At 66.6% G+C, this 22,114-nt stretch carries 19 protein-coding genes; 14 read left to right on the forward strand and 5 right to left on the reverse strand.

What is annotated here, in order from left to right:
• Positions 1-21 precede the first annotated feature (21 nt).
• The 10 genes from HY019_RS10555 to HY019_RS10600 are packed head-to-tail and all read left to right on the forward strand — an operon-like array spanning position 22 to position 9,542.
• On the forward strand, positions 22-2,520 hold the full coding sequence (locus HY019_RS10555; protein ID WP_290691779.1) for a tetratricopeptide repeat protein: 2,499 nt from the start codon (positions 22-24) through the stop codon (positions 2,518-2,520).
• A gap of 16 nt (positions 2,521-2,536) precedes the next feature.
• Positions 2,537-3,133 (forward strand): cytochrome c biogenesis heme-transporting ATPase CcmA, encoded by a 597-nt coding sequence (gene ccmA, locus HY019_RS10560; RefSeq protein ID WP_290691781.1) that lies wholly within the window; start codon positions 2,537-2,539, stop codon positions 3,131-3,133.
• Between the two features lie 5 nt (positions 3,134-3,138).
• Positions 3,139-3,795 carry a heme exporter protein CcmB gene (gene ccmB, locus HY019_RS10565; RefSeq protein WP_290691783.1) on the forward strand — a complete coding sequence of 219 codons (657 nt, stop codon included), beginning with the start codon at positions 3,139-3,141 and terminating at the stop codon, positions 3,793-3,795.
• A gap of 16 nt (positions 3,796-3,811) precedes the next feature.
• Positions 3,812-4,576 (forward strand): heme ABC transporter permease CcmC, encoded by a 765-nt coding sequence (gene ccmC, locus HY019_RS10570; RefSeq protein WP_290691785.1) that lies wholly within the window; start codon positions 3,812-3,814, stop codon positions 4,574-4,576.
• 3 nt (positions 4,577-4,579) lie between these two features.
• On the forward strand, positions 4,580-4,768 hold the full coding sequence (gene ccmD / locus HY019_RS10575; protein WP_290691787.1) for a heme exporter protein CcmD: 189 nt from the start codon (positions 4,580-4,582) through the stop codon (positions 4,766-4,768).
• A gap of 1 nt (position 4,769) precedes the next feature.
• The gene (gene ccmE / locus HY019_RS10580) at positions 4,770-5,231 is read left to right on the forward strand and encodes a cytochrome c maturation protein CcmE (RefSeq protein WP_290691789.1); all 462 of its coding nucleotides are present in this window, start codon (positions 4,770-4,772) and stop codon (positions 5,229-5,231) included.
• Complete coding sequence (locus tag HY019_RS10585) at positions 5,228-7,204, forward strand: heme lyase CcmF/NrfE family subunit (protein WP_290691791.1); 1,977 nt, start codon at positions 5,228-5,230, stop codon at positions 7,202-7,204. The genes ccmE and HY019_RS10585 overlap by 4 nt, the downstream gene beginning before the upstream one ends.
• On the forward strand, positions 7,201-7,725 hold the full coding sequence (locus HY019_RS10590) for a DsbE family thiol:disulfide interchange protein (RefSeq protein ID WP_290691793.1): 525 nt from the start codon (positions 7,201-7,203) through the stop codon (positions 7,723-7,725). The genes HY019_RS10585 and HY019_RS10590 overlap by 4 nt, the downstream gene beginning before the upstream one ends.
• A gap of 46 nt (positions 7,726-7,771) precedes the next feature.
• Positions 7,772-8,275, forward strand: a complete 504-nt coding sequence (locus HY019_RS10595) for a cytochrome c-type biogenesis protein (protein WP_363302702.1) — start codon at positions 7,772-7,774, stop codon at positions 8,273-8,275.
• Positions 8,276-8,312: 37 nt separating this feature from the next.
• Complete coding sequence (locus HY019_RS10600; RefSeq protein WP_290691795.1) at positions 8,313-9,542, forward strand: tetratricopeptide repeat protein; 1,230 nt, start codon at positions 8,313-8,315, stop codon at positions 9,540-9,542.
• A 47-nt stretch (positions 9,543-9,589) separates the two neighbouring features.
• Here HY019_RS10600 and HY019_RS10605 read toward each other — a convergent pair whose 3' ends face one another.
• Positions 9,590-10,777, reverse strand: coding sequence for a DUF5666 domain-containing protein (locus HY019_RS10605; protein ID WP_290691797.1), 1,188 nt, complete (start codon positions 10,775-10,777; stop codon positions 9,590-9,592).
• 1 nt (position 10,778) lies between these two features.
• Entirely contained in the window at positions 10,779-11,672 is an 894-nt protein-coding gene (locus HY019_RS10610; protein ID WP_290691799.1) for a DUF6502 family protein, read from the reverse strand.
• A gap of 155 nt (positions 11,673-11,827) precedes the next feature.
• Here HY019_RS10610 and HY019_RS10615 point away from each other — a divergent pair, with 155 nt between their 5' ends.
• From HY019_RS10615 to HY019_RS10630, 4 genes are all read left to right on the forward strand, one after another.
• Positions 11,828-12,223, forward strand: a complete 396-nt coding sequence (locus tag HY019_RS10615; RefSeq protein WP_290691801.1) for a DUF2946 domain-containing protein — start codon at positions 11,828-11,830, stop codon at positions 12,221-12,223.
• 218 nt (positions 12,224-12,441) lie between these two features.
• Positions 12,442-13,248, forward strand: a complete 807-nt coding sequence (locus HY019_RS10620) for a PEP-CTERM sorting domain-containing protein (protein WP_290691803.1) — start codon at positions 12,442-12,444, stop codon at positions 13,246-13,248.
• A gap of 49 nt (positions 13,249-13,297) precedes the next feature.
• Positions 13,298-13,951: a hypothetical protein gene (locus HY019_RS10625; protein WP_290691805.1), complete on the forward strand. Its 654-nt coding sequence runs from the start codon at positions 13,298-13,300 to the stop codon at positions 13,949-13,951.
• A 5-nt stretch (positions 13,952-13,956) separates the two neighbouring features.
• Positions 13,957-16,011 (forward strand): TonB-dependent receptor, encoded by a 2,055-nt coding sequence (locus tag HY019_RS10630; protein ID WP_290691807.1) that lies wholly within the window; start codon positions 13,957-13,959, stop codon positions 16,009-16,011.
• Positions 16,012-16,029: 18 nt separating this feature from the next.
• On the opposite strand, the gene HY019_RS10635 is transcribed toward HY019_RS10630, so the two are convergent.
• Genes HY019_RS10635 through HY019_RS10645 form a run of 3 tightly spaced genes read right to left on the reverse strand, consistent with a single transcriptional unit; the run spans position 16,030 to position 22,110 of the window.
• The gene (locus HY019_RS10635) at positions 16,030-16,965 is read right to left on the reverse strand and encodes a diguanylate cyclase (RefSeq protein ID WP_290691809.1); all 936 of its coding nucleotides are present in this window, start codon (positions 16,963-16,965) and stop codon (positions 16,030-16,032) included.
• Between the two features lie 59 nt (positions 16,966-17,024).
• Positions 17,025-19,610 carry a cation-translocating P-type ATPase gene (locus tag HY019_RS10640; protein WP_290691811.1) on the reverse strand — a complete coding sequence of 862 codons (2,586 nt, stop codon included), beginning with the start codon at positions 19,608-19,610 and terminating at the stop codon, positions 17,025-17,027.
• Complete coding sequence (locus HY019_RS10645) at positions 19,582-22,110, reverse strand: transporter substrate-binding domain-containing protein (protein ID WP_290691813.1); 2,529 nt, start codon at positions 22,108-22,110, stop codon at positions 19,582-19,584. Before HY019_RS10645 ends, HY019_RS10640 begins: the two co-directional genes overlap by 29 nt.
• Positions 22,111-22,114 lie beyond the last annotated feature (4 nt).

The raw sequence follows: 22,114 nt of genomic DNA on the forward strand, positions 1-22,114 counted from the left end.
GCCAGCCCTCATCACCACAACATGAACCCTGTGACACGCCCCCGGCTGCTGGCCGCACTGATGGCCCTGAGCACCTGGTCTGCTCATGCAGAAATCCTCGATGACATCGACGTGCGCCGCGAAGGCGCCAACGCGGTGGTGCAGATCCGCCTGAGCAACCCGGTCAGCCTGCTGCGCTCGACCCCATCGCGCTCCAAGGACCTGACCCAGGCCTACTACCAGGTCCGGCTCACCGATGTGCCGCCGGTGTACGTGGCCGGTGAACGGCGCGTGGTCAAGACCGACGGCCTGCCCACGCTCACCATCGAAGACGAACCCGTTCGCACCGACAAGCTCGATGACATCAACCGTCGGCTGGTGATCTCGTTCAGCCAGGCCACCGCATTCAAGGTACGCACCGGCAAGGGCGACCGCACCATCGAGGTGGTGCTGGAAGGCCTGGGCGCAGCCGTCAAACAGGCTACCGCCAGACCCGAGCCAGCGCCCGCACCCGAGCAGCGCTATGTCATTGCCCTGGTCCGCTCCAGCGACCCGAATATCAGCGTGGACGTGCCCATTCCCCAGTCCCTGCAGAACTGCCAGGTGTTCACGGCGCGGCGCATCGTGGACGGCAAACAGGTCCACGAGATGGACCTGGGCTACTTCGCCACGCTGGCTGAAGCCGAAGCTGCGCTCAAACAACTGAGCCGCTTCCCACAAGCCGCGATCGTCAAGCTGGCCGAGCCCGCGCAAGCCAAGGCCGATGCCGGCGCGCCAGCCCCTGCCGCCATGCCCGCCCCCGCGCCGGCCGCACCCCAAGCCACCGCGCAACAAGCGCGCGATCTGCTGGACCAGTCCCGTCAAGCCTATGAGCAACAAAGGCTGGACGACGCCGTCAAGCTGCTCAACCAGTTGCTGGACTTGCCCCCTAGTGCCCTCACCCCCGACGCCCAGGAGCTGCTGGGCATGGTGCGGCTGGCACAAGGCGAGCCCGCCAAGGCCCAGGCCGAGTTCGAGACCTACCTCAAGCAATACCCACAAGGCCCGGGCGCCGAACGCGTCAAGTCGGCGCTGGCCGGCATCCAGCCGACCGAGCTGAAGCCGGCCACCACCATTGAAACCCTGGCCAAGCCCGAACGCACCAACACCGTCACCGGCTCGGTTTCGCAGTACTACTACGGCGGCAAATCGACCACGGAAACCCAGGCCGTGCGCGACACCGACGGCTCGCCGCTGAGCCCCGACGAAATCGACAAGCGCAGCAAGGCCCCCATCAGCACCAACGACCAGCGCCTGTTGTCCACCAATGTGGACACCACCTGGCGCTCGCGCGACACCGAGCGCGACATGAAGATGGTGTTCCGTGACCAGTACGACTACAACCTGCTGAGCGACGCCCAGCTCAAAGGCAAAAGCCGCAGCCGCAACCGCCTGACCGCGGCCTACTTCGACTACCAGGGCTTGAAGAATGGCCTGCGCACGCGCCTGGGCCGGCAGTCGGCCATGTGGGGTGGCGAAGGCCGCTATGACGGCGCCTCCGGCAGCTATGCGCTCAAACCCAAGCTGAAGGTGTCGGCCGCCGTGGGTTCGCCCACGGATCAGCTGGGCAACGCCAAGCGCTACTTCATGGGCACGGCCCTGGATGCCGATGCGCTCACGCCCAATCTGGGCGGCTCGATCTTCGCGCTGCAGCGCATGGTCGATGGCGAGGTGGACCGCCGCGCCGTGGGCGCCGACCTGCGCTACTTCACGCAGAACGCCTCGCTGATGGGCTCGACCGACTACGACGTGATCTTCAAGAAGCTCAACGTGGCCAGCCTGCAGGGCATGTACATGGCCGAGGACAACACCACGGTCAACGCCCTGTACGAGCGCCGCGCCCTGACCCCGGCTGCCCTGAGCCAGACCCTGTTCTTCCAGTTCCAGGATTTTGTGGACGCGGGCATCATCCCTCAGACCATCACTGACCTGAAGAACCACGGCTACAGCGTCGACCAGTTGCGCGAGCTGGTGCGCAGCAACGTCTCGTACTGGACGCATTCCATGGTGTCGGTGACCAGACCGGTCACCACCCAATGGCAGGCCGGCGCCACGGTGGACCTCAACCGCACCGGCCCCATCGCCCCCAACCCGGTGCTGCCCACCGGCCAGCCCGACAGCGGCCAGTCCCGCACGCTGAGCCTGCTGGCCATTGGCTCCAACCTGTACTCCGAGCGCGACACCAATGTGTTCACGGCCTCGGTGATGCGCGGCCGCCAGGTCAAGACCTACATGCTCAACTACAACAACATGACGCCACTGAGCGATGCCTGGCAGATCGAGCCCGGCCTGCGCTGGCAGCGCAATGTGAGCCAGGACCTGACGTCTGGCCTCAATATCACGACGGTCGCCTGGGGGCCTGGTTTGAAGGCATCATTCAAGCCTCGCCCCACCGTCACGCTGGAGAGCAATCTGAACGTGGACTACACCCGCACAGAAGGCACCAGCATCGACCGCAGCACCCGCTATACCTACTTCCTTGGCTACCGCTACGACTACTGACCCCGGACACTGGCACGTGCGCGCCCAGGCACTGGCCTGCCGCCGGGGTGCCCGCCTGCTGTTCGACCAGCTGGACCTGAGCGTGCAAGCCGGCAAGCTGGTGTGGGTGCGCGGCCCCAACGGCCAGGGCAAGACCAGCTTGCTGCGCCTGCTGGCGGGCCTGTCCGAGTCGGCTGAGGGCCAGATCGAGCGCGCCGCCCGCGTGGTCTACCTGGGCCATCAGCACGCCTTGAAAGACGACCTCAGCGCCCAGGAAGCCCTGGCCTTCCTGGTGGACCTGCACGGCGACCAGGCCGACGAGCCCAAGCTGGTGGACGCCCTGGCCCACATGGGCGTCAAAGGCAAACGCCACAGCCCGGTTCGCACCCTGTCGCAAGGCCAGCGCCGGCGCGTGGCCCTGGCGCGGCTGCTGCTGACACCGCCCGACACCTGCTGGGTGCTGGACGAGCCCTTTGACGCGCTGGATGACACCGGCGTGGCCACGCTCAACGCCCTGCTGCAGGCGCATCGGCAAGCGGGCGGCTCGGTCGTGCTGACCAGCCACCAGGCGCTCACCCTGCCCGACCGCATCGAGCTGGACCTGGCCGCTGTGGCCAGCCTGGCGCGGAGCTGATCACCATGTGGACCCTGATCCTGCGTGACTGGCGGCTGGCTGCACGGCGCCGCGTCGAGGCCCTGCTGCCGCTGGTCTTCTTCATCGTGGCCGCCAGCCTGTTCCCGCTGGGTGTGGGGCCTGAGCCGCAAACCCTGCGCACCATCGCGCCCGGCGTGGTGTGGGTCTGCGCCCTGCTGGCCTCGCTGCTGTCCCTGGGCAGCCTGTATGGCCCTGACTTTACCGATGGCAGCCTGGAGCAGATGCTGTTGAGTGGCCGATCACTGCCCGGCCTGGCCCTGGCCAAGGCCTTTGCCCACTGGACGGTCAACGGCCTGCCCCTGGTGCTGGCCTCACCCGTGCTGGGCTTGCTGTTTGACCTGCCCGGCGAGCCGTTGCTCACCTTGGTGGCCAGCTTGCTGCTGGGCACGCCGGTACTCAGCCTGCTTGGGGGCGTGGGCGCGGCCTTGACGCTGGGCCTGCGCAGCGGCGGCATGCTGATCGTGCTGCTGGTCTTGCCCCTGGCCGTACCGGTGCTGATCTTTGGCGCCGGCTCGGTGGTGGCCGTATCCTCGGGGCTGTCGCCCGAAGGCCACCTGTCCCTGCTGGGCGCCTTGTTGCTGCTGACCCTGCTGGGCGCGCCCTGGGCCACCGCCGCTGCCTTGAAGATTGCCCTGGATTGATGCCCCGGACCGAACCATGTCAAACCTGAGCTGGACCACCTTTGCCGCCCCCTCGAAGTTCGAGTGGCTGGCTTCGGCCTTGATGCCCTGGCTGTGGGCCCTGTGCCTGATCATGTCGGCGGCCGGCTTGTACCAAGGCTTCATCGTGGCCCCGACCGACTTCCAGCAAGGCCAGTCCTACCGCATCATCTTCATCCACGTGCCGGCTGCGTGGATGTCCATGGTGCTGTACATGGCCATGGCCGTGTGGGCCGCCGTGGGCTGGGCCTTCAAGGTGCGGCTGGCGTCCATGCTGGCGCGCGCCATCGCCCCCACCGGCGCGATGTTCACCTTCATCGCCCTGTGGACGGGCGCCTTCTGGGGCAAGCCCACCTGGGGCGCCTGGTGGGTGTGGGATGCCCGCCTCACGTCCGAGCTGATTCTGCTGTTCCTGTACCTGGGCTACATGGCGCTGACCGAAGCCATCGACGACCCACGCCGCAGCGACGCGGCCGGCGCGCTCATCGCCCTGGTGGGCGCCATCAACGTGCCCATCATCTATTTCTCGGTGCGCTGGTGGAACACCTTGCACCAGGGCGCCTCCATCAGCATGACCGCCGCGCCCAAGATGGCCTCGACCATGCTCACCGCCATGTTGTTGATGACCGTGGCCTTCTGGGCCTATGCCTTCGCCGTGGTCTTCACCCGCACCCGCGCCATCGTGCTGGAGCGCGAGCGTGAAACGCAGTGGGTGCAGGCGCTGGTGAATGGCCGCAACGGGCGCAATGGGCTCAAGGAGTAAGCCATGTCGACACCGCAATGGCACAGCCTGTCTCAATTCATCGCCATGGATGGCTATGGCCTGTACATCTGGGGCGCGTATGGCGTGACCTTGCTGTGCATGGTGATCGAGCCGCTCATGGCCCTGCATCGCCGCCGCCAGGCCTGGCAGTCCGCCCAAGAGATGGCCGCGACCGAACAAGAGGAAGCCTGACATGACCCCGCGCAAAAAGCGCCTGACGCTGATCCTGGGTGGCCTGGCCATCCTGGGCGTGGCCACCGCCCTGGTGCTCAACGCCTTCCAGAAGAACCTCGTGTTCTTCTTCACGCCCTCGCAGATCGTCGCCAAGGAGGCCCCGCTGGACCGCACCTTCCGCCTCGGTGGCCTGGTTGAAAAGGGCTCCGTATCGCGTGACGGCGTGATGGTCAATTTCGTGGTGACCGACACCTTCCGCAAGGTGCCCGTGCGCTACCAGGGCATCCTGCCCGACCTGTTCAAGGAAGGCAAAGGCGTGGTGGCCCAAGGCAAGCTGGGCGCCGATGGTGTCTTCGTGGCGCAAGAGGTGCTGGCCAAGCACGACGAGAACTACATGCCCCCTGAAGCCGCCGAGGCGCTCAAGCGCGCCGCGCAAGCCAACGCCCGCATCGAAGCAGGGCAAGCCAAGGAGATGAAATGATCCCCGAACTGGGCCAGATCGCCCTGGTACTGGCACTGGCCGTATCCCTGCTGCTCTCCGCCGTCCCCATGTGGGGCGCCTACAAAGCCGATGCAGCCTTGATGAGCCTGGCCCGCCCGCTGGCGCGTGTGCTGTTCGTGCTGATCGGCGCGGCCTTCATCGCGCTGATGGCGTCCTTCATCCGCAATGATTTTTCGGTGCTGTATGTGGCCTCGAACTCCAACAGCGCCTTGCCGCTGCCATACCGCATTGCCGGTGTGTGGGGTGGCCACGAAGGCTCGCTGCTGCTGTGGGTGATGATGCTGGCCTTCTGGATGCTGTGTGTGGCGCAGTTCAGCCAGCACCTGCCGCAAGCCGTGCTGGCGCGCATCCTGGCCGTCATGGGCATGATCAGCATGGGCTTTTTGCTCTTCATGCTGGTCACCTCCAACCCCTTCGAGCGCCTGCTGCCCATGGCGCTTGATGGCCGCGACCTCAACCCACTGCTGCAAGACCCCGGCATGGTGGCGCACCCGCCCATGCTCTACATGGGTTATGTGGGCTTCTCGGTGGCCTTTGCCTTCTCGATCGCGGCCCTGCTGGGCGGCCAGCTTGATGCCAACTGGGCCCGCTGGACCCGGCCCTGGACGATTGCCGCCTGGGTCTGCCTGACCATCGGCATCATGCTGGGCAGCGTGTGGGCCTATTACGAGCTGGGCTGGGGCGGCTGGTGGTTCTGGGACCCGGTTGAAAACGCCTCCTTCATGCCCTGGCTGGCCGGCACGGCCCTGATCCACTCGCTGGCCGTGACCGAAAAGCGCGGCAGCTTCAAGAACTGGACGGTGCTGCTGGCCATCACGGCCTTCTCGCTGTCCCTGCTGGGCACCTTCCTCGTGCGCTCGGGCGTGCTGTCTTCCGTGCACGCCTTTGCCTCGGACCCCAAGCGCGGCCTGTTCATCCTGGCCTTCTTGGTGCTGGTCATCGGTGCATCGCTGACGCTGTATGCCTGGCGTGCGCCCACCGTGGGCCTGGGCCAGCGCTTTGGCCTGCTGTCCAAGGAGTCCTTGCTGCTGGCCAACAATGTGCTGCTGATCGTGGCCACCGGCTCGGTGCTGCTGGGCACGCTCTACCCGCTGTTCCTGGACGCCATGGGCCTGGGCAAGATCTCGGTTGGGCCGCCCTATTTCGACACCGTCTTCGTGCCCTTGATGACCCCGCTGGTCTTCCTGATGGGCGTGGGCCCGCTGGCACGCTGGAAGCAGGCCGAACTGCCTGAACTGGCTGTGCGCCTGCGCTGGGCGCTGGTGGTGTCCGTGGTCGCCACGCTGGCCACCCAGTGGCTGGCCGGCAAGATCACGCTGGGCACGTCCGTCGGCTTGTGGATGGCCTTCTGGATCGTGGCATCCGTCTGCGTCGACCTGTGGGACAAGATCAAGCCAGCCTCCAACATCGTCAACGGCTTGCGCAAGCTGCCCACGGCCATGATCGGCATGATGGTGGCCCACCTGGGCGTGGCCGCCTTCGCGTTTGGCGTCAGCATGGTCCGGACCTACGAGACCGAGCGCGACGTCAAGATGAACATCAACGACAGCACCGAGGTAGGTGGCTACGTGTTCACGCTGCGTGATGTGCGCGAGGTGCAAGGGCCCAATTTCGTGGCCGCACGCGCCGAGATGGCCATCACCCAGGGCGGCGACAAGCCCGTCACCACGCTCTACCCGGAAAAGCGCGTCTACCGCGTGCAGAGCAACCCGATGACCGAAGCGGCCATCGATGCCGGCGTCACGCGTGACCTGTACGTCTCCATGGGCGAGCAGCTGGATTCGGGCGCCTGGATCGTGCGCATCTACTACAAGCCCTTTGTGGACTGGATCTGGGGCGGTTGCCTGATCATGGCCATGGGCGGCATGCTGGCCGCCAGCGACCGCCGCTACCGCGCACGCAAGGCGGCTGAGGCCACCACCACGCAAGCCGTGAAAGGGGCTGCCGCATGAAACGTTTCCTGCTCCCGCTGGGCATCTTCCTGGCGCTGGCCGTGTTCCTGGGCCTGGGCCTCAAGCACGACCCGCGTGAAGTGCCCTCGCCCCTGATCGGCAAGCCCGCCCCCGCCTTCAACCTGCCCACGCTGAGCGATGGTCAGCGCGCGCTGCGCAAGGAAGACATGCTGGGCAAGGTGTGGATGCTCAATGTCTGGGCCTCGTGGTGTGGCGCCTGCCGTGAAGAACACCCCGTGCTGGTCGAGTTCGCCCGCCGCAATGTGGTGCCCATCTATGGCCTGAACTACAAGGACGAGCGCCCCGATGGCCTGGCCTGGCTGCGCGCGGGCGGCAACCCTTATGTCGAGTCCCTGTTCGACCACGATGGCCGCATCGGCATCGACTTCGGCGTGTACGGCGTGCCCGAGACCTTCATCATCGACCAGCACGGCGTGATCCGCTACAAGCAGATCGGCCCCATCACGCCCGAGGTGCTGCGCGACAAGATCGAACCTTTGTTGAGGCAACTGAATGGCTGATCGAACGCTTCAAGTGCACGCTGACAGGGGACCTGGCTCGCCCCGCTTGCTCGGTTGGTTCGGCTGGCTCGGCGGATGGCTGAGCCTCTGCCTGCGCCCGGTGTCGGTCCTGTGCCTGGCGCTGAGCTTGGTCCTGAGCTGCCTGCTGGCCAGCCCGGCCCACGCGGGCGAGGCCCAACCATTGGCCGACAACCCCGAGCAGGAGGCCCGCATGATGGCCATCGCCAGCGAACTGCGCTGCCTGGTCTGCCAGAACCAGACCATTGCGGATTCGCATGCCGGCCTGGCCATCGACCTGCGCCAGCAGATCCGCGAGCAGTTGCAGCAAGGCAAGAACGAGCAGCAGATCCGCGAGTACATGACCACGCGTTACGGCAACTTCATCCTCTACCGCCCGCCGGTGGAAGGCAACACGGTGCTGCTGTGGTTTGGGCCCGGCCTGCTGGCCGTTGGCGGGCTGGGCTTCCTGTGGTGGAACCTGCGCCGCCGTGCCCGCATGTCGGCCGAGGCTTTCGACCCCGATACGCCAGACGCCCCGGACCAAGCTTGATCAGCCCTGATCTGCCCGCCCTCCACCGAAGCCCCACATGAGCAGCGCCATCGACCAACTCAAGACGCAACTGCGCCAACTGAATGAACTGGCCCAGAGCGGCGCCCTGCCTGAGGACCAGGCCCAGGCGGCCAAGGCCAAACTGGAGCGCCAGTTGCTGGACGCCGTGATGGCATCGCAAGATCAGCCTTCGAGCCCCCCCACGCCATTGGCCGCCGTGCCCGTACCCGTACCCGCCGCAGCCAGGGTCTCGAACAAAGTGTTGTGGTCCATGTTGGCTTTCGTGGCGGCCATCGGGGCCGGCGGCTACTACCTGGTCGGCACCCCCTCGGCCTGGCATGTGGGCCCGGCCGGCAACAACAGCGAGACCGCATCGGCTTCGGCCGACCAGGGTCAGGGCGGCGGCGCAGGCAGCAGCGCCCCCCACACCATGAACCAGGACCAGATCAACGCCATGGTTGATGGCCTGGTGGCCAAGCTCAAGGCCGATCCCCAGAACGCCGAGGGCTGGGCCATGCTGGCGCGCACCTACTCGGCGCTCAAGCGTTTTGAAGAGGCCCTGCCCGCTTACCGCCAGGCCATCGCGCAACGCCCCGAAGACGCCCAGCTGTACGCCGACTACGCCGATGCCTTGGCCGTCACCCAGGGCCGCACGCTGCAGGGTGAGCCCGCAAAGCTGATTGACAAGGCGCTCAGCCTGGACCCCAACAACTTCAAGGCGCTGTCGCTGTCAGGCACCATCGCCTATGACAAGCAAGACTTCAAGACCGCCGCATCCTTGTGGGAGCGCGCCGTGCAGCACGCCCCGGCGGACAACCCCGACATCGCCCGACAGATGCAAAGCGCACTGGACGACGCGCGGCAACGCGCGGGCCTGCCTGCTCAACAGGCGCCGCAAAAAGACGCCTCAGCCGCAGCCAACGGTGGGGCGGTGTCCGGCACGGTGAGCCTGTCCCAGGCGCTGGCCGGCAAGGTTTCGCCCGACGACACCGTGTTCATCTTTGCCAAGGCAGCGCAGGGCCCCAAGATGCCGCTGGCCATCGTGCGCAAACAGGTCAAGGACCTGCCCTACCGCTTCGAGCTGACCGATGCCATGGCCATGGCGCCACAGTTCAATCTGTCCGGCTTTGCCGAGGTGGTGGTGGGGGCCCGCGTTTCGCGCAGCGGCGACGCCATGCCTCAGCCGGGCGACTGGTCCGGGCAATCCAGGCCGGTCAAGGTTGGCACCTCAGGCGTCCAGATCGACATCAGCGACGCGGTGCGCTGACCGCCCTGCGCTGATCAGCCACATCGGCCTGTTCAACGATAACCCGCTCAATTGCAGCCGCTGTGGACGTTGACCTCGGTGGCGTTCAATGCGCCGCTGCTGTTGTAGCCGTGCCCATGCACCTCAACGCAGGCGCCATTGGCCAGCGTGCCCTCCACCACCGAGGGGGTGTAGGCCACGGTCACGCCTCGCACCACGAAGGTCTGCCCGGACAACTGGCTGACCGCACCGTACAGCTCGGTCTCCTCGCTCTCCAGCACACTGGGGTCTTCCAGCTCGGTGGCCACGAGCACACCGGCCTGCAAACGCCCTTCCACGCGCACACGCTCGCCCAGGGTCAGGCCCGAGACGGACGACGACGACAGGCGGCTCACATCGACCGGTGAACCATCAACCTGCATCACACCGTTGTGCGGCAAGCTGGTGACCAGGCCTTCCAGGCTGGCTTCTTCCGTGTCGGTCACCAAGGGCTGGTCCACCCGAATGCGCGTGGCAGACCATTGCCCGTTGACCTGGGTGGCGCCAAACCACACACGCACCCGCGCCCCAGGGGTCACGCCAGCGGGCAGCGCCGCCGCGCCATACGACACGATCAGGTTGCCGTTGAGCCCCAGGTGCATGTCCAGGTCATCCACGCTGTTGACCAGGGCCACGATCTTGTAGGTGCTGGTGGAGCCGTCCAGCGTATCGATGCGGGTGGCGATGTAGCCGCCCATGGCATCGGCCAGGCCATGCACTTCGACCACATCGTTGACGTTCAAGGGCAGCGCTGGCTGCACCGTCTTGGCCGTGATCCTGACGGTCTGCCCCAGCACCGTGATGGTGGCGCCAGCAAGGTCCACCGCCGACACCGGGCCGATCAGGCTGCTGCCATAACGCACGGTATAGGCCGCCGCCAGGGGAAGCCCGCCATTGCCGGCCGGCACGCTGCCCGAACCGCTGACGGCCACCATCATGCCGACCTTCACCTCGGACGGGTCGTGCACCACGCTGTCATTGGCATCGTCGTCACGATGGACCGCCGCGCCCGTCACGTCATAACGCAAGCCGTTGACGATGATCGAGCCCAGGCCGGACACCGGGCCATTCGAATAAGAACCCGTTCCACCCGAGCCCACACCACTGCCATTGGCCTGCGTGTCGCCCGTGCCGCCGCCGCAACTGGCCAGGCCCAATACCAAACCAAGCACAAGACTCAGCAACCACACACCGCTCAGTCGGATGGATCTCAACATGTCATTTCCCACTGGGCAAACGCCGAGGGGGCACCCCTGCATCGCCGGTTTCTGACCCGGTCTGCGCCAGGTCCTCTTGGAAGGTGAAAAGCCCGAGCCGCACGCGGCGGGTGGCGTCGTCAGGCGCCTTGGCGTCCAGCTCGATGCGGCGCTCCAGCAGGGGCACGGCCTCGGTCATCAAGGCCTTCCAGTGCTTGCGGGCCAGCGTCCGCACCTGCTCGACCGATTCAGAAGACAGGCCTTGCGCGAACACGGCCTGCTCGAAGTGGTGTGCAGGCTCGTCGCTCAGCACATTGTCCACGGCCGCACGCAGGTGGTCACCCACGTTGTCCCCCAGGAAGGCGATCATGCGCTGCCAGTCGCCACGCGGGGTGAAGCCGTCCTGGGTCAGGTGCACGGTGTCGGTGCCGGCATCCCAGCGCGCCAGATTCAGGCGGCAGAGTTCATCCAGCAAGGTGCGAGGGTGCACGTCCTGTGTGATCGAACGTGCCAGGGTTTCAAAGCTGGGCGCATCACCCTGGCGCGGCAGCACGCGGGGCTTGCCCTTGACGCGCAACTGGCGGTCGGACACCCAACGCGTGAACAGCTGCGACACCAGCGATGCCCCCGCAGGAGTGGGCGCACCGGCATCGGATTGGGTCAGGCGCGTGACCTCGCGGCGGTTGATGCCTGTGGCTGCGCTGATGCGGCTGACCAGGCGGCTGGCGGGCAGCCCTTGCGCCAGCTGGGCCTCTTGTGCGGACCGCACAAACGCCTGCTTGAGCGCTTCTTCCACCGTGGCGAACGTCAGCCCCTTGGCCACAGACAGATCGGCCAGCGGTGCCAGCACGGCCTGAATGGCATCCAGCAAGGCATCGTGGTCAGTAGGAGGCGTGGAGCCCGATTTGGAGGCCATCAATCTAACAGTCAAAAGGCTGCGCCAAGGAAATGGGCGCCGCACCCATTTTAGTTCACCAGCCCCCTCGGCGCGCAAAAGATTGACCCCACGCAAAGCAGGTCTTGCCCAGGTGCAGGTCGCCACGCTGCGCTGCTTTACACTGCACCACACACATGCACGCGCGCCGCATCCCCCATCAACACTGGATCATCTGGGTGACCGCCCTGGTCGTCCTGATGGCGGCGCTCGCGCCCACGGTGTCGCGCTGGCTGGCCTTGGCCCCCACCGGGCCGCTGGCCTTGCAGGAGGTCTGCGTCAGCCGCGGCGTGGGCCCATCGGTGATCATGCTCAAGTCCAAGGCCGCACCGGCTGGCGACCATGTGCTGCTGGACCATTGCCCCTTGTGTGTGCTGCAAGCCGACCACCTCGGCCTGCCGCCCACCCACCTGGCCGTGCTGCCCGTCAGCGGCCTGCGTGACCAAGCCCCGGCCCTCTTCCTGCACGCCCCCCGCACCCTGTCCATCTGGGCTGCGGCACAGGCACGCGCACCACCTGCCGTGCTGGCCTGATCAGGCCCTCCCCCACCTTTTGAGTTCGAGTGTGGCCTGGCATGGCGCCAGGCCGTGCCTTGCGCGCCTGCCTGTGGCCTCTGGCCAGCGCGGCCTGCGCCTGCGCCTCACGGCCCAACCCGGGCGCTGAGCCAGAAGGCTCGAACACCTCATCGACTGTGCCCGCGTGCCGCGCCAAAGCGGCCGGCACGCGCGCTCGCCATTTTTGGATTCTTGTCATGCCCAAACCCATACACGCCTTTGCACGCACCTGGCTGGCTGCGCTGTCACTGGCCACCTTCACCCTGCCGGCCCTCGCGCACGTGAGCTACACCGGCCGCGACCTCGGCACCTACGACGGCCTCACCGCCGCCGGCACCACCATCAGCAACCAGGCTGTCTCCGGCAACTACGGCTGGGCCGATGCTGCCGATGCAGACTGGGGCGACAGCCACAAGGCCAAGTGGTTCACCTTCACGCTGAACAACGACGCGCTGGTGACCCTGACCGTCAGCGCCAACGCCTCGGCCACCAGCACGTCCATAGGCGGCCTGCTGCCGGGCTTCTCGGTCTACAAGGGCATCGCGCCCACCAGCGTGGACCCGCTCAACCCAGGCATCAGCTACCTGTCCTACGACACCTCGACCGCCTCCACGGCTTACAAGGCCAGCCTGCCCTTTGCCGTTGAAGGGGTGTGGAACGCCGTGGGCGACTTCGCCATCGGCAATGACTTCGGCGCCCTCAACACCCTGAGCTTCGTGGGCTACGCGGTGGATGGCGAAGGCACGGTGCAAGGCGGCATGGCTGATGGCCTGCGTGACGGCCGCACCAGCAAGACCTTGCAACTGGGCGCCGGCACCTACTCCCTGCTGGTGGGTGGCGCCGACTACGACGCGCAACTGAGCACCAATCCCCATCTCGCAGCCGCTTACGGCATGAGCGTGGGCATCCAGGTCAGCAGCATCCCCGAGCCAGGCACCCTGGGCCTGAGCGCCTTGGGGCTGGGCGCCCTGAGCCTGGCCGTGCGCCGCCGCGCCCCGCGTTGATCACCCAGGCAACCCCCTTCACCTTCAACAAACTGAAAGCAAGCACATCATGAAACTGTCTACATGCATGCAAGCCGTCGTGGTGACGGCATCCCTGTTGGCCCTGGCCCCATCGGCCCAGGCCCAGAGCACGCTCGATGGCCGCAGCCTCACCATCGAATACGGCCTGGACGCCGGCACAGGCTGGCAGGCCATCAAGTCGCAGACCTTCACCGTCGGCGGCGGCCTGGAGGTCAGCAACTGGTCCATCGACAGCAAGAACACCATCCAGTGGAACATCGACGTCAGCGGCACCGATGTGGTGTTCACCTATGTCGGCAGTGGCGACTTCATGAACTTCGGCTCACCCGAGAAGCTGGGCTTCCGCCTGGTCGACGCCGGCAACAGCGTGCCCGACATCCTGGGGGTACAGGCCAGCAACACGGCTTACGTGCCCAATGTGCAGGGCAACTTGCTGGAGGGCTTCGACCCGGCCACGGCCTTGAGCTTCGACGCCAACCAGGTCTACGTCAACCTCAACGCGTCCATGTACCACCACCATGCCATGCCAGGCATGGGTGACCCGGTGCGCGACACCATCGCCCTGCACCTGAACGTCAGCGCCGTCCCGGAGGCCGCCACCTGGGCACAGATGACGGCGGGCTTGCTGGTGCTCGGCGGCCTTGCACAGCGTCGTCATCGCCGTCAACAGCACAAGGCGTAAGCAGCATGATGTACCGGACTGTTGGATGGGCCTGCCTGTGCCTGTGGATGGGACATGAAGCCTTGGCCCAGACCGCCAAGAGCGACGATGGGCAAGCCTTGCCCGAGATCGTCATCACCGCGACAGCGCCGCCTCAGGCCACGCAAGCGGGCACCAGGCTCAAAGGCCAGACCGATGAGCAAGATGACGTGGCCCAACTGCTCAGGCAGTTCAGCGGCATCCAGGTCAACCGACAGTCCGGCACGGCCGGCACCGTGTTGCTGCGGGGGCTGGGCGGGGCCCGGCTGCCCGTGATCAGCGATGGCATCGCCATGGAAGGCGCCTGCAACCATGGCATGGACCCGGCCACCTCCTACATCGCACCCGATGACATCGACCAGGTCACCGTGGTCAAAGGCCCCAGCACGGTTCGCCATGCGGGCGTGCTGGCTGGCGCGCTGGTGTTCGAGCGCCGCAACCCGAATGCCTCGGCACCATCGGGCCTGCAGCTCAGCCACACGCTGGCGGCCTTTGACAAGCAGCAGACCCATGCCGAAGGCCTGCTCAACACCGAGGCCACCTGGGCCCGGATCAAGGGCCGGCATCTGCAAAGCGGCGACGAGCGCGATGGCCATGGGCAGCGCATCCCCTCGCGCTACCAACGCGACAACCTGGATCTGGACCTGGGCTGGCGCCTGAATGCGCAACAAACCCTGACGGCCGACCTCACCCGCAGTGATGGCTGGGCCGTCTACCCCTCGTACCACATGGATGGCACGCGCTTCCTTGCCAACAGCCTGGGGCTGCGCTGGCAGGCCAAGCGCCTGTCGCCCTTGATCAGGCAGGCCGAGGTGCAGACCCGCTGGCACAGCGTGGACCACGCCATGGACAACTTCAGCCTGCGCGGTGAAGAAGGCACCTACCAGCCCGATGCGGACAACCGGCTGCGCGAGATCATGCAACAGCAAAACCGCTCGCGCGCGGCCAGCGCCCGTGTGGAGCTGGATGTGGCGCCAGACCATGTGCTCAGCCTGGGCGTGGATTCGCGGCTGGATGGCTACAACGCGCGCAACCACCTCTCCAGCACGCAGTGTTTCGACTTCGGCTCAGGGCCGACCTGCTTCAGCAACGACCCGGGTGTCCTGCCCTATTACGACCTGCGCATCCAGCAAAGCGGTGCGTATGCCGAATGGCGCAGCAGCCAGGCCGCCACGCTGTGGACCGCAGGATTGCGCGTAGACAGCCGCAGCGCGCGTGCGGGTGATGTGCGCGAGTTCAGCGTCAATGCCCGCCCCGTCAACGGCCAGGACACGCGCCGCCACATGACACTGCACAGCGGCTTTGTCAGGGCCGAGCACACGCTCGATGATGACCCGGACCACAACTGGCAGGCCCACGTGGCGCTGGGCCAGGCCGAACGGGGCCCGGACTTCGTCGAGATCGGCAGCCTGCAGGGCTGGAACCTGGCCATCGAACGGCACCATGAACTCAACACCGGCCTGCAGTACGCCGCGCAGCGCCTGAGCGCCAGCGTCAATGGCTTCATCAACCTCATTGACAACTTTGTGCTGGTGACCAGCGGCACCAGCGCCAAGAACATCACGGCCCTGCGCCGCGGGCTGGAAGCCGAGGCCAACTGGGCCATGAGCTCGAACCTGGCGGTGGGCGGCTCGCTCAGCACCGTGTGGGGCAGCAACCGCAGCGACCACGTCGCCCTGGCCCAAACACCGCCCACCCAGTTGCAGCTGCACACCAAGTGGCAACAGGGCGGCTGGGGCCTCAAGCTGGGTACGCGCATGGCCGATGGGCAGCAGCGCATCGACCTCAACCATGGCAGCACCAATGGCCTGGACGTGGCCGCCACACCGGGCTTCAGCGTGTGGGACATTCAGGGCGAGTACAAGGCCAGCAAGCAGCTGCAGATCAGCGTGGGCATCGACAACCTGTTCGACCGCTACTACGTCGAGCACCTCAACCACAGCAGCTCGCCCTCATGGGTCAACCTGGGGGCCAGCCTGCCTGATCAGATTCCCGAGGCGGGGCGGCGCTGGTGGCTCAAGCTGGGTGTGAGCCTGCCCTGATGCCGATGGATGCGGGCCTCAAGCCTGATGCCAGTCCTTGTGATTGGCCGGCAGCATGTGCGCGTCGGCCACGATGACCTTGTCGCGCCCGGCCCGCTTGGCCGCATACAGGCCTGCGTCCGCACGGGCGATCACATCGGCCCAGTCTTCGTCCTGATGCAGGCTGCGGGCCACGCCGATGCTGATGGTCACGTCCAGGCGCGCGCCCTCGGCACAAGTGATCGACAGGTCTGCCACCTGTTGGCGCAGGCGCTCGGCCACCTGCCGCGCATCCTCCAGATCCGCCGAGGCCAGCACGATGAGGAACTCCTCGCCACCGATGCGCCCCACGCGGTCGCCATCACGCAGCTTGCCGCTCAACAGGTGCGCCACCTGGCGCAAAACCTCGTCGCCCTTGGCATGGCCATGGCGGTCGTTGATGCGCTTGAAGTGGTCCACATCGCACATCATCAAGCACAAGCTCTGGCTGGCCTGGCGCCGGTCCCGATGCAAGGCCTCCAGATGGGCGAGGATGGCGCGGCGGTTGAACAAGCCGGTCAGCGCATCGCGCTCGGCCATGTCGGCCAGCTGCACTTCCAGCGCCTTGCGCTCGGTGATGTCCAGGATGGTACCCACGATGCCGCTCAACTCGCCTTGCGCGTCATACAGCGCGGCCTTATGGAACACCACGTGGCGGCGCTCGCCGTCGCAGCGCTTGATCTGCGCCTCGTAGCGTTGCTCGCCACCAGCGCGCATCAGCGCCGCGTCGGCGTCGAAGTGGGATTTGGCGTACTCCTCGGGCGAGATGTCGAACACCGTCAGCCCGACGATTTCCCGGCGGCGACGCCCGATGAGACGGGCGAAAGCGCGGTTGCACCCTTTGTAGACACCATGGCGGTCCTTGAAAAAGACCGGTGTGGGCAGGGCATCCAGCACGTCCTGAACCTGGTCAGGCAACAAGTGAGAGAACAACAATTCACCGCCCCGGCTGAGGTCAAAACGTATCTGACATTATCAATGTAAGGGTTTGAAAGTCACGCGCAGGATTCACGCTTTGAGGTGTCAGATGGGCTTCTGATCGCCTTCAACGCCTGCAGCACCAACATGGTGCCCAGCGCCACCAGGCCCACGATCTGGGCGGTGTCGACATCGGGCAGCTTGAACTTGAACAAGCCCCTCAAGACGGGCACGGCCAGCACCAGTGCCAGCAGCGCGACGGTCGCCGCCAGCGTGCGCCAGAGGACGGGGTTGGGCCTGAAGAAGGCGAGCAGGATCTGCCCGCCGAACGCGCGGTTGCCCATGATCAGCACCACATTGGCCGCCACCAGGGACAAGAAGCCACCCACCCGCGCGCTGGCCTCGTCAAGGCCCTGGTGCAGCAGCCAGGCATACGCGGCCGCGACGATCATCAGCACCAACAGGCCCTGCAGCAGGCTCCAGCCCATCATGGCGCGCGTCAAGAGGGGCCGCCCGGGCTCACGCGGAGGCCGGCGCATGATGTCGCGCTCTTCGGGCTCGGCCTCGAACACGATGGAGCACACCGGGTCGATGATCAGCTCCAGGAAGGCGATGTGCACGGGCGTCAGCAGCAAGGGCCAGCCCATGAGCAGCGGCAGCAAGGTGAGCCCCGCAATGGGCACGTGCACGGCCAGCACAAAGGCCATGGCCTTGCGCAGGTTGTCGTCGATGCGCCGCCCCGATCGCACCGCCTGCGTGATCGTGCCGAAGTCGTCGTCCAGCAGCACCATGGCCGCGGCTTCACGCGCCACATCGGTCCCGCGTGCACCCATGGCGATGCCGATGTCGGCGGCCTTCAAGGAGGGCGCATCGTTGACACCATCCCCCGTCATGGCAACCACCTGGCCGCTGGCCTGCAAGGCCTTGACGATGCGCAGCTTCTGCTCGGGCATCACGCGGGCAAACACGGCCGCCTGGGCCACCCGCTCACGCAAGGCCTCGTCAGACAGGGCAGCCAGGTCTTCGCCCTGCACCACCCCGCCTTGCACATCCAGCCCCGCCTGCGCCGCAATGGCCAGTGCCGTGACCGGGTGATCGCCGGTGATCATGGCCACGTGGATGCCCGCCTCGCGGCAGACCTGCACGGCGTCGCGCACCGTGGGCCGCAGCGGGTCGGCCAGTGCCACCAGGCCCAGGTACTCGAAGTCGAAATCGTGCTGCAAGGCCGGCCAGCTGCTGTGCGCATTGGGGCCACGGTGCGTCGAGCGCGCCACACCCAGCACACGCATGCCTTGCCGCGCGAACACGTCGGCGGCCTGCCGCACCTCGGCCAGCCGAACGGCATCCAGGTGGCACAGATCGACAATGGCTTCGGGCGCGCCCTTGGTCGCGATCACATGCCCATCCTGCCCTGGTGCCCGCCACACGTGCGACATGGCCAGCATCTCGGGGCTCAAGCCGTATTCATGCACCATCTTCCATTCAAGGTGGGCCACCTCTTCGGCAGACAGGCATTGCGCCCCCAAGGCCCAGAAGGCCTTTTCCATCGGATCAAAAGGGTCGCGCTCGCTGGCCAGGATGCCGTGCTGCAGCAGCGTGCGCAGGGCGGGCGACAAAGGCCCGCCGTCCTCGTCCTGGGCCAACCAGGTCTGCCCCGGCACCTGCATGGCCACGATGCTCATGCGGTTGAGCGTGAGCGTGCCGGTCTTGTCCGTGCACAAGACGGTGGCCGTGCCCAAGGCCTCGATGGCACTGGCCCGCCGCACCAGCACGCGCTGTTGAGAAATGCGCCAGGCCCCCATGGCCATGAACACCGTCAGGATCAGCAGGAACTCTTGCGGCAGCAAGGACATGGCCAGCGAGATGCCCGCCAGCACGGCGGCCAGCACATCGCCGCGCGTCCAGACATAGATCAAGGTCATCAGCAGGCTCAGCGTCACGCCGGCCACGGCAAAGGTCTTGACCAGTGCACGGGTCTGCTGCTGCAAGGCCGGTTGTGACGATTCAATCTGCCGCAAGGCCACGCCAATGTGGCCCATCTCGCTGCGCGCCCCGGTGGCCGTGACCTCGGCCAGCCCCTGCCCGCGGACCACCATCGAGCCCGCATACACCCAGGCTTGCCCGTCGCCACCCGGGCGGGCCGCAGCCTGCCCCTGGGCCCACACCACCTTGCTCACCGGCACGGACTCGCCCGTGAGCAGCGACTCGTCGGTCAACAGGTCATTGGCCGACAAGAGGCGCGCGTCAGCCGGCACGCGGTCACCCTCTTCCAGCACGATCAGGTCACCCGGCACCACCTCCCGGCCGGCAATGCGCTTGCGCTCACCACCCCGCAACACCAGCGCACGCGGGCTGCTGAGGTCCCGTAAGGCCTCCAGCACGCGCTCGGTGCGGGACTCCTGCACCAGCGAGATCAGCATCGACAGGACCACGAAGGCCAGCAGCATGCAGGCCTCGCCCACATCACCCAGGACCAGGTAGATGCCCCCGGCTGCGGCCAGCAGCTGCAGCATGGGCTCACGCAGCAGCTCTGCGGCGATGCGCCACCCGGTGCGCCGGGCCGCCTGTGGCAGCTCATTGGGGCCGTGCTGGTGCAAGCGCTCTGCGGCTTGCGCCTCGCTCAGGCCCGTCAACTCAGGCAAGGGTGCTCCCCAGCCGCTCATGGATGAGCAGATCGATGTGCGTGACCCGGATGGGCTTGGGCACATAGTCGTCAAAGCCCGCATCGCGGATACGCTGCACATCCATGGGCATGGCATTGGCCGTGACCGCGATCACCGGTGTGCTGCGGGTGTCCGGGTCACTGCGCAAGCGCCCCAGCACGGCATAACCATCCATGTCGGGCAAATGGATGTCCAGCAGGATCAGATCGGGGCGGTGCGCCTTGGCCAGCTCCAGCCCGAGCTGCCCCAGCGGGGCCGAGATCAGCGTCACCCCCTGGTGGCGGGACACGATCTGCGTCATCAGTTGCAGGTTGGCTGGGTTGTCTTCCACGTACAGCAAGGTGGCCATGCGGGGAGACGGGGGCACGCCGGCCTTGGTGGGCCCCATGGGCGACTGTGCCGAGGCATGCGCGCCATCGCCATCGTGCGCCAGCACACCAGGCATGGCGCGTGGCATGTCCACCCAGAACAGGCTGCCCTCGCCCTCCTGGCTGCTCACGCCCATGCTGCCGCGCATCAACTCGGCCAGGCGCCGGCACAGGCTCAGCCCGATGCCGGTGCCTTCGATCGGGCCCGCCTCGGCGCCCAGGCGGTTGAAGGGCTGGAACAGCATGCCCAGGTGGCGCTCGGCAATGCCCGCGCCCGTGTCTCGCACACTGATGCGCACAACCTGCTCGGCCTGCACCTGGGCATCCAGCCACACCTCGCCACCCGCCCGGTTGTACTTGACAGCGTTGGACAGCAGGTTCAACACGATCTGCCTGATGCGGATGGCATCGGCCATCACGGCCAGGCCCTGCATGTCACCAATGTGCAGGCGCACCTCTTGCCTGTCGGCCAGCGGCTGCATCAAGGACAGCAGCTCACGCGCCAGTTCGGCCACGTCGACCACTTCCGTGTTGAGCGCCACGCGCCCGGACTCGACCTGCTCCAGGTCCAGCACATCGTTGATCAGGTGCAGCAGGTGCTTGCCTGCACGCAGGATCTCCCGCACATGCCCCTGGGTGCGAGGCGAACTGCCCGCCTCCAGCTCGATGAGCTGGGAAAAGCCGAGGATGGCGTTCATCGGTGTGCGCAGCTCATGGCTCATGCGCGAGAGGAACTCGCTCTTGGCCCGGCTGGCCTGCTCCGAAGCATCGCGCGCCTGGACCAGCTGGCGCGAGCGCTCATGCACGATCTGCTCCAGCTCGTCACCATGGCGGGCCAGGGCCTGTTCGGCCTGCTTGCGGTCGGAGATGTCACGCGAGAGCATGATGAAGTGATCGCGCGCATTGCCCAGCATGCGCTTGCGTGCCACCGACAGCTCGAACCAGCGCTCACCTTGCGGCAGCGGCAGCTTGATGTGCGTGCCCGCAGACGAGCCATGTGCCGCGGCCTCATGCAAGGCCTGCATGACCAGGTCTGCGGCCTCCGGTGGCATCACATCCTGCACCCTGCGGCCCTTCAGATCCTGAGGTGGCGCCGCCAGCAGGTCCGTGCGGCGGGCGCGGAAGTCCACATAGCGGCCATCCAGGTCCAGCTCGAACAACAGATCGGGCACGGCCTCCAGCGTGGCATTGAGCTGGGCCAGCGTGCGCTCGGCATCCTGCTTGGACTGGGTCAGCTGCGTGAGCGATTCCGACAACTCTGCGGTGCGCGCCTGCACGCGCCGGCGCAGGCTGATGTTCCATGCGCCCAGCACGAGGGCCAGCCCCCCCACGGACAGCAAGGCGTACGCCCCGTAGCGCAGATAGGCCGGTGTGTCCGGCGTCTGGACAGCCGCTCCCAGCCAACGTTCCTGCAGCCCACGCATCTCGGCCGGCGTGATGCGCGCAAAGCCATCCTGCACCAGCTTGAAGGTGGCGGCATCGCCCTTGCGCACCGCCCAGTGGAACTGCCCGATGTACAGCGGCCCGGTGCTGCGGAACTGCCGGTCCAGCTGCTTGCGGATCAGGAAGTAGGTGGCGGGCGGTTTGTCTTCACAGAACACGCGCACCTCGCCCACGGCAGCCGCGTCGATCACGGCCTCGTAGCTGGGGTAGCGCCGGAACGACTCCAGCCCCTGGTTGACGAGGTAGTCAATGCAGGCATCGCCGTCCTTGACGCCGATGGTGAAGCCCTTGAGCGACTCCGTGGTGTTGAGGCCGCCGATGCTTTCGTGAAAGTAGATTGGGACCTCGATGTCGCTGTAGGACGGCCCGAAATCGTAGATGTCCTTGCGAGGCGCCGTCTCGAAGATGGTGTCGATGACATCGGCGCGCCCCACCTGGATCTGCGCCTGGGCCTTGGCCCAGTCCATGCCCACCAGGTTGACCTTGATGCCCGTGCGCGCCGACCACAGATCCCACACATCCTTGCGGATGCCTTGCAGGCGGCCGGCGTGGTCCCGGAACACATAGGGGGGGTAGCTGTCGTCGATGACGACGATGATGCTGCGCGGTGCCGTGGGCTGCGACGGCGACGAGGCGGCGGCCAAGGCCGACACCGGTGCCGCGGATGGCGGCTGGGGCTGCGCGTGCACCACG

This window comes from Aquabacterium sp. (genome assembly GCF_016195855.1).
In the GTDB taxonomy this organism is placed as follows: domain Bacteria; phylum Pseudomonadota; class Gammaproteobacteria; order Burkholderiales; family Burkholderiaceae_C; genus Aquabacterium.

What these genes read in the sequence shown, in the direction of transcription:
- HY019_RS10640 (WP_290691811.1), bottom strand. Translation starts at nt 19,610, where the DNA reads ATGAGCGGCTGGGGAGCACCCTTGCCTGAGTTGACGGGCCTGAGCGAG.
- ccmB (WP_290691783.1), top strand. Translation starts at nt 3,139, where the DNA reads ATGTGGACCCTGATCCTGCGTGACTGGCGGCTGGCTGCACGGCGCCGC.
- HY019_RS10555 (WP_290691779.1), top strand. Translation starts at nt 22, where the DNA reads ATGAACCCTGTGACACGCCCCCGGCTGCTGGCCGCACTGATGGCCCTG.
- HY019_RS10620 (WP_290691803.1), top strand. Translation starts at nt 12,442, where the DNA reads ATGCCCAAACCCATACACGCCTTTGCACGCACCTGGCTGGCTGCGCTG.
- HY019_RS10605 (WP_290691797.1), bottom strand. Translation starts at nt 10,777, where the DNA reads ATGTTGAGATCCATCCGACTGAGCGGTGTGTGGTTGCTGAGTCTTGTG.
- ccmE (WP_290691789.1), top strand. Translation starts at nt 4,770, where the DNA reads ATGACCCCGCGCAAAAAGCGCCTGACGCTGATCCTGGGTGGCCTGGCC.
- HY019_RS10625 (WP_290691805.1), top strand. Translation starts at nt 13,298, where the DNA reads ATGAAACTGTCTACATGCATGCAAGCCGTCGTGGTGACGGCATCCCTG.
- HY019_RS10585 (WP_290691791.1), top strand. Translation starts at nt 5,228, where the DNA reads ATGATCCCCGAACTGGGCCAGATCGCCCTGGTACTGGCACTGGCCGTA.
- HY019_RS10630 (WP_290691807.1), top strand. Translation starts at nt 13,957, where the DNA reads ATGATGTACCGGACTGTTGGATGGGCCTGCCTGTGCCTGTGGATGGGA.
- HY019_RS10600 (WP_290691795.1), top strand. Translation starts at nt 8,313, where the DNA reads ATGAGCAGCGCCATCGACCAACTCAAGACGCAACTGCGCCAACTGAAT.
- HY019_RS10610 (WP_290691799.1), bottom strand. Translation starts at nt 11,672, where the DNA reads ATGGCCTCCAAATCGGGCTCCACGCCTCCTACTGACCACGATGCCTTG.
- HY019_RS10615 (WP_290691801.1), top strand. Translation starts at nt 11,828, where the DNA reads ATGCACGCGCGCCGCATCCCCCATCAACACTGGATCATCTGGGTGACC.
- ccmD (WP_290691787.1), top strand. Translation starts at nt 4,580, where the DNA reads ATGTCGACACCGCAATGGCACAGCCTGTCTCAATTCATCGCCATGGAT.
- ccmC (WP_290691785.1), top strand. Translation starts at nt 3,812, where the DNA reads ATGTCAAACCTGAGCTGGACCACCTTTGCCGCCCCCTCGAAGTTCGAG.
- HY019_RS10590 (WP_290691793.1), top strand. Translation starts at nt 7,201, where the DNA reads ATGAAACGTTTCCTGCTCCCGCTGGGCATCTTCCTGGCGCTGGCCGTG.